This is a genomic window from Pseudomonas bharatica (genome assembly GCF_048586865.1).
Lineage (GTDB): Bacteria > Pseudomonadota > Gammaproteobacteria > Pseudomonadales > Pseudomonadaceae > Aquipseudomonas > Aquipseudomonas bharatica.
In genome coordinates, this window is the sequence record NZ_JBMAWR010000005.1 from 122,121 (window position 1) to 133,978 (window position 11,858).

The following is an 11,858-nucleotide window of genomic DNA, read 5'->3' on the forward strand; positions in this document are numbered from 1 at the left end:
TTTTCGTTTCAGCGCAGGAATCAGACGTTGAAGCGGAAGTGCATCACGTCACCGTCCTTGACGATGTAGTCCTTGCCTTCCAGGCGCCATTTACCGGCTTCCTTGGCACCGCCTTCACCCTTGTACTGGATGAAGTCGTCATAGGCGACCACTTCGGCGCGGATGAAGCCTTTCTCGAAGTCGGTGTGGATCACGCCGGCCGCCTGTGGCGCGGTGGCGCCGACGCGCACGGTCCAGGCGCGGACTTCCTGCACGCCGGCAGTGAAGTAGGTCTGCAGGTTGAGCAGGGCGTAGCCGGCACGGATCACGCGGTTCAGGCCAGGCTCTTCCAGGCCCAGGGCCTCGAGGAACATGTCCTTCTCTTCGCCTTCGTCCAGCTCGGCGATTTCCGCTTCGATCTTGTTGCACACCGGCACCACCACCGCGCCTTCTTCTTCGGCGATGGCACGCACCACGTCCAGGTGCGGGTTGTTGTCGAAGCCGTCTTCGGCCACGTTGGCGATGTACATCACCGGCTTGCTGGTCAGCAGGTGGAAGCCGCGAATCACCGCCTTCTCGTCGTCAGCCATGTTCTTCATCAGGCTGCGCGCCGGCTTGCCTTCGGTGAAGTGCGGGATGAGTTTTTCGAGGATGGCTTTCTGCGCCAGGGCTTCCTTGTCGCCGCCCTTGGCGTTGCGCGCGACCTTCTGCAGTTGCTTCTCGCAGCTGTCGAGGTCGGCGAAGATCAGTTCCAAGTCGATGATCTCGATGTCACGCTTGGGGTCGACGCTGTTGGAAACGTGGATCACGTTCTCGTCTTCGAAGCAGCGCACCACGTGGGCGATGGCGTCGGTCTCGCGGATGTTGGCGAGGAACTTGTTGCCGAGTCCTTCACCCTTGGACGCGCCCGCCACCAGGCCGGCGATGTCGACGAACTCCATGGTGGTCGGCAGGATGCGCTGTGGCTTGACGATGGCCGCCAGGGCGTCCAGGCGGGCGTCCGGCATCGGCACGATGCCGCTGTTCGGCTCGATGGTGCAGAAGGGGAAGTTCTCCGCCGCGATGCCGGATTTGGTCAAGGCGTTGAACAGGGTGGACTTGCCGACGTTGGGCAGGCCGACGATGCCGCAATTGAATCCCATGGTGAATCCCTCTTCGTGAAGTCAGGCCTTCTGGCTGTGCAGCTCTCTCATCGCACGCGCCCATTCGCCGGCGAGGATGTCCGGCAGCACGCCGAGGGCAAAATCGATACTGGCGTCGAGCTTGTCCTGTTCGGCGCGGGGCGCCTTGCCCAGGACGAAGTTCGACACCAGCTTGGCATCACCCGGGTGGCCGATGCCAAGCCGCAGACGGTGAAAGTCGTTCTTGTTGCCGAGCTGCGCGATGATGTCGCGCAGGCCGTTGTGCCCGCCGTGGCCGCCGCCCTTCTTGAGTTTGGCGACGCCGGGGGGCAGGTCGAGTTCGTCGTGGGCCACCAGGATGGCATCTGGCTCGATACGGAAGAAGTTGGCCAGAGCGGCAACGGACTGGCCGCTGCGGTTCATGTAGGTGGTGGGGATCAGCAGGCGAACATCGTGGCCCTGATGGCTGAATTTTGCCGTCAGGCCGAAATACTTGCGGTCAGCGGTCAGGTTGACGCGCTGGGCGCTGGCAATGCGTTCAACGAAAAGAGCCCCTGCGTTATGCCGGGTCTGTTCGTATTCGGGGCCCGGGTTTCCCAGGCCGACGATCAACTGGATGGCGGTCACGTCAGGGGCTCTTCCTTGGAGTTGGGGATTGCGGCATCAGCGCCGCAATCCGGGCAACACCGGCGAACCGAGTGGATTACTCGGCAGCGCCTTCTGCTTCAGGAGCAACGCGCGGAGCGTGAACGTTGGCAACGGCCTTGTCATCACCGTGGGCCAGAGCAACGAACTCTACGCCTTTCGGAGCTTTCAGGTCCGACAGGTGGACGATGGTGCCGATTTCAGCGTTGGCCAGGTCAACCTCGATGAACTCAGGCAGGTCCTTGGCTTCGCAGGAAACTTCGATCTCGTTCAGGGTGTGGGAGATCTCGCCGCCTTTCTTGACCGGAGCTTCTTCGTTGATGAAGTGAACCGGAACAACGGCAGTCAGTTTCTGGCCAGCAACGACGCGAACGAAGTCAGCGTGCATGATGTACTGCTTGGCTGGGTGACGCTGCATTGCCTTGACAATGACGTTCTGCTTTTTGCCATCGACGTTCAGTTCGATAACGTGGCTGAAGGCAGCTTCGTTTTCGAACAGCTTGGCGATTTCCTTGGCCAGGATGGTTACGGACTCGGCGTCCTTGTTACCACCGTAGACAACGGCAGGGATGCTGGCGGCATGACGCAGGCGGCGGCTCGCACCTTTCCCCAGGTCAGTACGCGCTTGGGCGTTCAGGATGAAATCGGTCATTTTGTATCTCCAAAATTAGCCTGTTCCGAATGGGGCTTGCGACCAGCACCAGAGCGGAAAGGGCAAAAAAGCCCCGCCCCAACAACCGGTGTTGGGGCGGGGCGCTTTACGTCAACGGATGTTCGCGAGGCTGATGCCTTAGCGGAACATCGCGCTGATCGATTCTTCGTTGCTGATGCGGCGAACCGCTTCGGCGACGACCGGTGCAATATCCAGTTGGCGGATACGGTCACAGGCTTGTGCAGCGGCGGACAGCGGGATGGTGTTGGTCACCACCAGCTCGTCGAGCACGGAATTCTCGATGTTCTCGATCGCGCGACCGGAGAGTACAGGGTGCGTGCAATAGGCGTAAACCTTTGCAGCGCCGTGTTCTTTCAGGGCCTTGGCCGCATGGCACAGGGTGCCGGCGGTATCGACCATGTCGTCGACCAGAATGCACGTACGTCCTTCGACGTCACCGATGATGTGCATCACTTCGGAGTGGTTGGCCTTCTCGCGGCGTTTGTCGATGATACCGAGATCCACGCCCAGGGACTTGGCGACGGCGCGTGCACGCACGACACCACCGATGTCCGGGGAGACGATCATCAGGTTCTCGAAACGCTGGTCTTCGATGTCATCCACCAGGACGGGGGAGCCGTAGATGTTATCTACCGGAATATCGAAGAACCCCTGGATCTGGTCAGCGTGCAGGTCGACGGTGAGAACACGGTCGATACCCACGACGGTGAGCATGTCAGCGACGACTTTGGCGCTGATTGCAACACGCGCCGAACGCGGACGGCGGTCCTGGCGGGCATATCCGAAGTAAGGAATCACAGCGGTGATTCGGGACGCTGAGGAGCGGCGGAAGGCGTCGGCCATCACTACCAGTTCCATCAGGTTATCGTTGGTTGGCGCGCAAGTCGGCTGAATGATGAAGACGTCCTTACCGCGAACGTTTTCATTAATCTCAGTGCTGATTTCGCCGTCGGAGAACTTGCCGACAGAAACATCACCCAGTGGGATATGCAGCTGACGTACGACACGCCGAGCCAGATCGGGGTTGGCGTTCCCCGTAAAGACCATCATCTTGGACACGCGCAGTACCTGAAGGCTGAGGGTATACCTGGATGAGTATAAGGAAAATGGCAGGGGCGGCTGGATTCGAACCAACGCATGGCAGGATCAAAACCTGCTGCCTTACCGCTTGGCGACGCCCCTGTATCTGTTGCTGCGAGTACCTGGTACTCGATTCCTAGCGCAGACTTCGTAGCTTGCGATGCAACATCGAAACATTGCTTCCCTTTGCCACGAACCCTGTTTGGGTCTCTGCAAGAAGGGCCAAAACTCTATCAGCTTCAGCTTTGTCTGGGAAGGCCCCAAACACACAACTTCCAGTGCCGGTGAGTCTTGCTTCAGTGAATTTGTTTAACAAATTCAAGGCGTTACGTACTTCTGGGTAACTTTGCTCAACTACCGCTTGACAGTCATTTCGACTGTTTCCCTCGGGAACGGGGCGCACTTTAATGGGCTTTGAATTACGTGTCAACAAAGGATGCGAAAAAATTTCCGCCGTACTTACAGACACTTGCGGAACCAGCACGACGTACCAGGGCTCGTGCGGATCGACGGGCGTGAGCTTTTCCCCCACGCCTTCGGCAAAGGCCGCATGGCCGCGAACGAACACCGGCACGTCGGCGCCCAGGCCCAGGCCGAGCTCGGCGAGCCGGTCTTCACCGCAGGCGGTTTGCCACAGATGATCGAGGGCGAGCAGGGTGGTCGCCGCGTCCGAGCTGCCGCCGCCGATGCCGCCGCCCATGGGCAGCACCTTGTGTAGCCAGATGTCGGCACCCAGCGTGGTGCCGGTCATTTGCTGCAGCTTGCGCGCGGCGCGGACGATCAGGTTGCTGTCGTGGGGAACGCCGGCGATGTCGGTGTGCAGGCGGATCTGGCCATCCTCGCGCACGGCGAAGTCCAGTTCATCGCCATGGTCGAGGAACTGGAAGAGGGTTTGCAGCTCGTGATAGCCATCGGCGCGGCGCCCGAGGATATGCAACATCAGGTTGAGCTTGGCCGGCGCCGGCAAGGTCAGGCGTTCGCTCATTTCAGTGCCCCAACTGGCGCGGTTGCCATTCCTTGAGGACCACGGTCACGTCCAGGTCCTGGCCGTGCATCTTGATCCGCTCGGGCAGCCAGTAGCCGTTCTGTTCGGTGTAGCGGGTGTATTCCACCTGCCAGCCGTCCTGCTCCAGGCTGGCCAGGCGGCTGTCGCCGTCGAGGGTCAGCCGGCTCTTGCTGTCCGGCGCAGGCAGGCCGCGGACCCACCAGACCAGGTGCGATACCGGCAATTCCCAGCCCAGTTGCTCGGCCAGCAGGGTTTCCGGAGTCGGCGCCTCGAAGCGGCCCTGGTTGGCGACTTCCAGCACCACCTGGCCCGGGCGCCCGGTCAGGCGTGCGGCGCCGCGGCCCAGCGGGCCGGACAGGCGGATATCGTAATAATCCTGGCGTTGCAGCCAGAACAGCGTGCCGCTGCCGGAGTCCTTCGGCGCGCGGATGCCGACCTTGCCGCTGATTTGCCAGCCGTCGAGGGTGCTCAGTTGGGCTTTATGTTCTTTCCACAGTTGTGGACTGCCCTGGCCCTGTACGGCTTCCTTGGAACCGAAGCCGGCGCAACCGGCGAGCAGGGCAATCAGGCTGAAGGTGATCAGGTGGCGCACAAACATAGGCTTAAAGGGTCTCGGATCCGGTCAGGCGCAGGATGGTCTTGCGCAGGATAGGGCTGTCGGGCTGGGCTTCGAAGGCCTTGGCCCAGACCTGGCGGGCTTCGCGTTGCTTGCCGTTGGCCCAGAGCACTTCGCCCAGGTGGGCAGCGACTTCGTGGTCGGGGAAGCGCTCCAGGGCACGGCGCAGCAGGCGCTCGGCCTCGTCCAGGTTGCCCAGGCGGTAATTGACCCAGCCCAGGCTGTCGAGCACGGCCGGGTCGTCGGGGGTCAGCTGGTGGGCTTTTTCGATCAGCTGCCGGGCTTCGGCGTAGCGCGTGGTGCGATCGGCGAGGGTGTAGCCAAGGGCGTTGAGGGCCATGGCGTTTTCCGGCTCGCGGGCGATGATGGCGCGCAGGTCTTTTTCCATCTGCGCCAGATCGTCGCGCTTCTCGGCGAGCATGGCCCGGGTATAGAGCAGATTGAGATCGTCCGGATACTGCTTGATGGCATTATCGAGGACGCGCCGGGCCTGGTCTTCCTTGCCGTTGTTGCCCAGGGTTTCGGCTTCGATCAGGTACAGCTGGATGGCGTAGTCGGGCTGGCTGTCGCGGGCCTGGTCGAGGCGGCGGATGGCTTCGTCGGTGCGGCCGTTGGCGATAAGGATATCGGCCTGGCGCAGTTGCGCCGGCAGGTAATCGTTGCCGGCGCCGACCTGGGCGTATTCGCTGAGCGCACCTTCGAGGTCGTTGCGCTCCTCGCGGATGCGGCCGAGGTTGAGGTGCGCGGCATCGACGTGGCTGTCACGGTCGATCAGGTCCTGCAGGTAGCCGGACGCCTCGTCGTAGGCCTTGGCCTCGAGGCTGACGAGGGCCAGGGAATAACGCAGTTCGTCGTCGTCCGGGTATTGCTGGAGCAGGCTGGCGAATTCGTTCTTGGCATCGTCGATGCGGTCCTGCTCGACCAGCATGCGTGCGTAGGTCAGGCGCAGGCGCTTGTCGTCGGGGTTGCGCGCGATGCTCTTGCGCAGCAACGGCAGGGCTTCACCGCCGCGGTCGAGACTTTGCAGCAGGCGTGCGCGCAGCAGGACCGGGGCGATTTCGCTGTCCTGCTGCGGCGGATGGGCTTCGAGCAGGGCCAGGGCCTCCTCGGATTTGCCGTCCTGTTGCAGAAGCAGGGCCTTGCCGAATACCAGCTGGCTGTTATCGGGGTATTTCTGCAGCAGACGATCGAAGCTCTTGAGCAGGCCGTCGCGGGTGTCCTGGTCGGTTTCCGCGGCCGACAAGGCAAGGAAGTCGAAATGGGTATCGCCCTGGCCCTGCAGGACCTTCTCCATGTAACTCATGGAATCGTCGTAGCGCCCTGCGCGGGCAAGCTGGATGGCCGCGGCACGCTGCGCATCGATGTTTTCCGGGTCGTTCTTCGCCCACAACAGCGAAGCCTCCAGCGTCGATTGGTCGGCGCCCAGGTATTCGGCAATGCGGAAGGCGCGCTCGGAAACGCCGGCGTCCTGGGTCTTCTCGGCCTGGACCATATAGTTGTCCAGGGCGATGTCGAAGCGATTGCGCTGCCCGGCCAGTTCCGCGACCAGCAGGCTGTAGAGCGTGTCCTGGGTGAACGAGCCGTACACCGTCGGCTCTGGCCTGGCCGCCGGCGCGGCGGCTTGCTCGGCGGCAGGCGACGAGGCCTCCCCGGAACCCGGCAGGGCCTGGCAGCCCTGGAGCAGGGCGAGGGCGAGCAGCAACGCGGAAGATCTATTCATAATGAGGATTTTGAGCGACTAACCTGCGGTCGGGCCATCATGACACAAGCGCCTGGGCAAACCCACTTCGCGATGGCGTTATGCATACAGTCTATAGAGACAATCGCGAGCGGTGGTTGTTCTCGATCCAGCGAAGTAGGACAATTATCGGCTTCACGTCACAACCAGCGACCTTGAATGGCCTTTCTTGCCCTCGGTATCAACCATAAGACTGCCTCGGTAGACGTACGCGAGCGCGTGGCGTTTACCCCCGAGCAGCTGGTCGAAGCCTTGCAGCAGCTCTGTCGACTGACCGCCAGCCGCGAAGCCGCGATCCTTTCGACCTGCAATCGCAGCGAACTGTACATCGAGCAGGACCACCTGGCGGCCGACAGCGTCCTGCGCTGGCTGGCCGATTATCATCAGTTGAGCGTCGAGGAGCTTCGGGCCAGCGCCTACATCCATGAGGACCACGACGCGGTCCGGCACATGATGCGGGTCGCATCCGGGCTCGACTCGCTGGTGCTCGGCGAGCCGCAGATCCTCGGCCAGATGAAGTCGGCCTACGCCGTGGCGCGCGAGGCCGGTACCATAGGCCCGCTGCTGGGGCGCCTGTTCCAGGCCACCTTCAACGCGGCCAAGCAGGTACGCACCGACACCGCGATCGGCGAGAACCCGGTATCGGTAGCCTTCGCCGCGGTGAGCCTGGCCCGACAGATCTTCAGCGACCTGGGGCGCAGCCAGGCGCTGCTGATCGGGGCCGGCGAAACCATCACCCTGGTCGCCCGCCACCTGCATGAGCAGGGCGTGCGGCGCATCGTGGTGGCTAACCGGACCCTGGAGCGTGCCAGCACCCTGGCCGAGCAGTTCGGCGCCCGTGCGGTGCTGCTGGCGGACATTCCACAGGAACTGGTCAACAGCGATATCGTCATCAGTTCCACCGCCAGCCAGTTGCCGATCCTCGGCAAAGGCGCGGTGGAGAGCGCCCTGAAACAGCGCCGGCACAAGCCGATCTTCATGGTCGACATCGCCGTGCCCCGGGATATCGAGCCGGAAGTGGGGGAACTGGACGACGTCTACCTCTATACGGTCGATGACCTGCACGATGTCGTCGCGGAAAACCTCAAGAGCCGCCAGGGCGCCGCCCAGGCCGCCGAGGAGCTGGTCTGCGCCGGCGTCGAGGACTTCATGTCGCGCCTGCGCGAGCTGGCGGCGGTGGATGTGTTGCGTGCCTATCGCCAGCAGAGCGAACGGTTGCGCGACGAGGAACTGCAAAAGGCACAGCGCCTGCTGGCCAACGGCGCGAGCGCCGAGGACGTGCTGGTGCAGCTCGCCCGCGGCCTGACCAACAAGCTGCTGCATGCTCCCAGCGTGCAACTGAAAAAGCTCTCTGCCGAGGGCCGCGTCGATGCGCTGGCCATGGCCCAGGAACTCTTTGCCCTCAACGAGGGCCCCACGGATAAAACCCCGCAATGAAAGCGTCGCTGCTGAAAAAACTGGAGATCCTCCAGGACCGCTTCGAGGAACTGACCGCGCTGCTCGGCGATGCCGAGGTCATTTCCGACCAGACCCGCTTCCGCGCCTATTCCCGGGAATATGCCGAAGTCGAGCCGGTGGCCGCCGGGTATGTGCAATGGCGCAAGCTGCAGGATGACCTCGAGGGCGCGCAAGCCCTGCTCAAGGACAGCGACCCCGACCTGCGCGAGATGGCCGTCGAGGAAGTCCGTGAAGCCAAGGAGCAGTTGCAGGCGCTGGAAGACCAGTTGCAACGCATGCTCCTGCCGAAAGACCCGAACGACGGGCGCAACGTGTTCCTGGAAATCCGCGCCGGCACCGGCGGCGACGAGGCGGCGATCTTCTCCGGCGACCTGTTCCGCATGTATTCGCGTTATGCCGAGCGGCGCGGCTGGCGCCTGGAGATCCTCTCGGAAAACGAGGGCGAACACGGTGGCTACAAGGAAATCATTGCTCGCGTCGAAGGCGAGGCGGTGTACGGCAAGCTCAAGTTCGAGTCCGGCGCGCACCGCGTGCAGCGGGTTCCCGAGACCGAGTCGCAGGGCCGCATCCATACCTCCGCCTGTACCGTTGCCGTGCTGCCCGAGCCCGATGAGCAGGTCGCCATCGAGATCAACCCGGCCGATCTGCGCGTGGATACCTATCGCGCGTCCGGTGCCGGTGGCCAGCACGTGAACAAGACCGACTCGGCGATCCGCATCACCCACTTGCCCACCGGTATCGTGGTCGAATGCCAGGAAGAGCGCTCCCAGCACAAGAACCGTGCCCGGGCGATGTCCTGGCTGTCGGCCAAGCTCAACGACATGCAGACCAGCGCCGCGCAGAACGCCATGGCATCCGAGCGCAAGCTGCTGGTCGGCTCCGGCGACCGCTCGGAACGGATCCGTACCTACAACTATCCACAGGGCCGGGTCACCGACCACCGCATCAACCTCACCCTGTATTCGCTGGACGAAGTCCTGGCGGGGGGCGTTGATGCCGTGATCGAACCGTTGCTGGCGGAATACCAGGCCGATCAACTGGCCGCACTGGGTGATTGAATGACCATTATCGCCAGCCTGCTCCGCAGCGCGGAGCTTCCCGACTCGCCGACACCGCGCCTCGACAGCGAATTGCTCCTGGCCGCAGCCATCGGCAAGACCCGCAGCTACCTGCACACCTGGCCGGAGCGCATCGTCGCCAGCGAGGCGGCGCAGACCTTCGCCGGGTACCTGCAACGGCGTCGCGCCGGTGAGCCGGTAGCCTATATCCTTGGCCAGCAAGGCTTCTGGAATCTTGATCTGGAAGTTGCCCCGCATACCCTGATCCCGCGTCCGGAAACCGAGCTGCTGGTGGAAACCGCCATGGCCCTGCAGCCTGCCACAAAGGCCCGCGTCCTCGATCTCGGCACTGGCACCGGCGCCATTGCCCTGGCCCTGGCCAGCGAGCGTCGTGAATGGCAGGTCACCGCCGTGGATCGCGTGGCCGAGGCCGTGGCCCTGGCCGAGCGCAACCGCGAGCGCCTGCAACTGGACAACGTCAGGGTGCTGCAAAGCCACTGGTTCAGCGCCCTGGACGGACAGCGTTTCGAGCTGGTCATCAGCAATCCGCCCTATATCGCTGCCGAAGACCCGCACCTGGTTGCCGGAGACGTGCGTTTCGAACCGAGCAGTGCGCTGGTGGCCGGCGCCGACGGCCTGGACGATCTGCGCCAGATCGTCGCCGAAGCGCCTGCGCACCTGGTCGAAGGCGGCTGGCTGCTGCTGGAGCACGGTTACGACCAGGCTGCGGCGGTGCGCGAGTTGCTGGCCCGACACGGCTTCGAGCAGATCGAAAGCCGTCTTGACCTCAATGCCCACGAGCGCATCACCCTGGGGCGCCTGCCGTGCTGACCGACGAGGAACTGCTGCGCTACAGCCGGCAGATCCTGCTGGCGCAGATCGATATCGACGGCCAGTTGCGCCTGAAGAATGCCAGCGCCCTGATCGTCGGGCTCGGCGGTCTCGGTTCGCCGGTCGCCTTGTACCTGGCGGCGGCGGGAGTCGGGACCTTGCACCTGGCGGATTTCGATACGGTCGACCTGACCAACCTGCAGCGGCAGATCATCCATGACAGCAGCACGGTCGGCCAGCCCAAGGTGGACTCGGCGCTGGCCCGCCTGCGCGCGCTGAACCCGGATATCCGGCTGGTCGCCCATCCTCGCGCGCTGGACGCGGACTCCCTGGCCGCAGCGGTGGATGCAATCGACCTGGTGCTGGATTGCTCCGACAACTTCGGCACTCGCGAAGCGGTCAACGCGGCCTGCGTCCAGGCCGGCAAGCCGCTGGTCAGCGGCGCGGCGATCCGTCTGGAAGGACAGTTGTCGGTGTTCGATCCACGGCGTGCGGACAGCCCCTGCTACCACTGTCTCTATGGCCACGGCAGCGATGCGGAACTGACCTGCAGCGAAGCCGGCGTCGTCGGGCCGCTGGTCGGGCTGGTCGGCAGCTTGCAGGCGCTGGAAGCGCTGAAACTGCTGGCCGGCTTCGGCGAGCCGCTGGTGGGCCGCCTGCTGCTGGTGGATGCCTTGGGCACGCGTTTCCGCGAGCTGAGGGTCAAGCGCGATCCGGGCTGCGCGGTGTGCGGGAGCCAACATGGTTGATGCCTCGGCGCCGGTCGGCGTATTCGACTCCGGCGTCGGCGGCCTCTCGGTCCTGGCCGAGATAGCCCGGCTGCTGCCCAACGAGTCGCTGCTGTATGTCGCCGATTGCGGGAACATTCCCTACGGGGAAAAATCTCCCGAGTTCATCCGTCAGCGTTGTCGCACTGTTGCCGGTTTCTTCCAGGAGCAGGGCGTCAAGGCCCTGGTGTTGGCGTGCAATACCGCGACGGTGGCCGCCGCCGCCGACCTTCGCGAGCAATTCCCGCACTGGCCGCTGGTCGGCATGGAGCCTGCGGTCAAGCCGGCGGCCGCAGCGACCCGCAGCGGCGTGGTCGGTGTGCTGGCTACTACCGGTACCTTGCAAAGTGCCAAGTTCGCGGCATTGCTCGACCGCTTCGCTACCGATGTCCAGGTGGTGACCCAGCCGTGCCCCGGCCTGGTGGAGCGCATCGAGTCGGGTGACCTGAACAGCCCGGCGCTGCGCCAGTTGCTGCAAGGCTACGTCGAGCCTCTGCTGGCTGCCGGTTGCGACACCATTATCCTCGGCTGCACCCACTATCCCTTCCTGCGTCCGCTGCTCAGCCAGATGGTTCCGCCCAGCGTGGCGATCATCGATACGGGGGCCGCAGTTGCCCGCCAGTTGCAGCGCCTGCTGGCCGAGCGCGAGCTGCTCGCCACCGGTCCCGCCCGGCCGGCAGAGTTCTGGACCAGCGCGGATCCCCAGCATCTGAAAAACATCCTGCCGTTGTTGTGGAAAAAATCGGACCTTGTGCGAAGCTTCTGCCGGTAATCGACAAAATTTTCACAAAAAGTCGAAAATTCACTGAACTCCTTTGTAAGCGCTGATTTCTGATATGTTGTCTGATGGGACAAAAAACCAACAAGCAGGATTTCTATAAAGGAC

Annotated in this window: 12 protein-coding genes and 1 tRNA gene; 5 read left to right on the forward strand and 8 right to left on the reverse strand. The window is 63.4% G+C overall.

Annotation, left to right across the window (positions count from 1 at the left end; all coding sequences use genetic code 11):
• Positions 1-20 precede the first annotated feature (20 nt).
• The 8 genes from ychF to ACKLLE_RS08625 form a co-directional block, all read right to left on the reverse strand.
• Positions 21-1,121, reverse strand: a complete 1,101-nt coding sequence (ychF, locus tag ACKLLE_RS08590) for a redox-regulated ATPase YchF (RefSeq protein ID WP_009405968.1) — start codon at positions 1,119-1,121, stop codon at positions 21-23.
• A gap of 21 nt (positions 1,122-1,142) precedes the next feature.
• Entirely contained in the window at positions 1,143-1,727 is a 585-nt protein-coding gene (pth, locus tag ACKLLE_RS08595; protein ID WP_009405966.1) for an aminoacyl-tRNA hydrolase, read from the reverse strand.
• A 76-nt stretch (positions 1,728-1,803) separates the two neighbouring features.
• On the reverse strand, positions 1,804-2,397 hold the full coding sequence (locus ACKLLE_RS08600) for a 50S ribosomal protein L25/general stress protein Ctc (RefSeq protein ID WP_009405964.1): 594 nt from the start codon (positions 2,395-2,397) through the stop codon (positions 1,804-1,806).
• A gap of 138 nt (positions 2,398-2,535) precedes the next feature.
• Positions 2,536-3,477, reverse strand: coding sequence for a ribose-phosphate pyrophosphokinase (locus ACKLLE_RS08605; protein ID WP_009405962.1), 942 nt, complete (start codon positions 3,475-3,477; stop codon positions 2,536-2,538).
• Positions 3,478-3,525: 48 nt separating this feature from the next.
• Positions 3,526-3,600, reverse strand: a tRNA-Gln gene (locus tag ACKLLE_RS08610).
• A 34-nt stretch (positions 3,601-3,634) separates the two neighbouring features.
• The gene (gene ispE / locus ACKLLE_RS08615) at positions 3,635-4,483 is read right to left on the reverse strand and encodes a 4-(cytidine 5'-diphospho)-2-C-methyl-D-erythritol kinase (protein WP_420057617.1); all 849 of its coding nucleotides are present in this window, start codon (positions 4,481-4,483) and stop codon (positions 3,635-3,637) included.
• Between the two features lies 1 nt (position 4,484).
• Complete coding sequence (gene lolB / locus ACKLLE_RS08620; RefSeq protein WP_420057618.1) at positions 4,485-5,102, reverse strand: lipoprotein insertase outer membrane protein LolB; 618 nt, start codon at positions 5,100-5,102, stop codon at positions 4,485-4,487.
• A gap of 4 nt (positions 5,103-5,106) precedes the next feature.
• The gene (locus ACKLLE_RS08625; RefSeq protein ID WP_420057619.1) at positions 5,107-6,840 is read right to left on the reverse strand and encodes a tetratricopeptide repeat protein; all 1,734 of its coding nucleotides are present in this window, start codon (positions 6,838-6,840) and stop codon (positions 5,107-5,109) included.
• A 177-nt stretch (positions 6,841-7,017) separates the two neighbouring features.
• Between ACKLLE_RS08625 and hemA the strand changes: the two genes are divergently transcribed.
• Genes hemA through murI form a run of 5 tightly spaced genes read left to right on the forward strand, consistent with a single transcriptional unit; the run spans position 7,018 to position 11,744 of the window.
• Complete coding sequence (gene hemA, locus ACKLLE_RS08630; RefSeq protein ID WP_009405954.1) at positions 7,018-8,295, forward strand: glutamyl-tRNA reductase; 1,278 nt, start codon at positions 7,018-7,020, stop codon at positions 8,293-8,295.
• Complete coding sequence (gene prfA, locus ACKLLE_RS08635) at positions 8,292-9,374, forward strand: peptide chain release factor 1 (protein ID WP_064303603.1); 1,083 nt, start codon at positions 8,292-8,294, stop codon at positions 9,372-9,374. The genes hemA and prfA overlap by 4 nt, the downstream gene beginning before the upstream one ends.
• Positions 9,375-10,205, forward strand: a complete 831-nt coding sequence (gene prmC / locus ACKLLE_RS08640; protein ID WP_064303604.1) for a peptide chain release factor N(5)-glutamine methyltransferase — start codon at positions 9,375-9,377, stop codon at positions 10,203-10,205.
• A complete protein-coding gene (locus ACKLLE_RS08645; RefSeq protein WP_064303605.1) occupies positions 10,199-10,954 on the forward strand; it encodes a molybdopterin-synthase adenylyltransferase MoeB in 756 nt (251 codons plus the stop codon). Before prmC ends, ACKLLE_RS08645 begins: the two co-directional genes overlap by 7 nt.
• Complete coding sequence (gene murI / locus ACKLLE_RS08650; RefSeq protein ID WP_064303606.1) at positions 10,947-11,744, forward strand: glutamate racemase; 798 nt, start codon at positions 10,947-10,949, stop codon at positions 11,742-11,744. The genes ACKLLE_RS08645 and murI overlap by 8 nt, the downstream gene beginning before the upstream one ends.
• Positions 11,745-11,858: the final 114 nt, after the last annotated feature.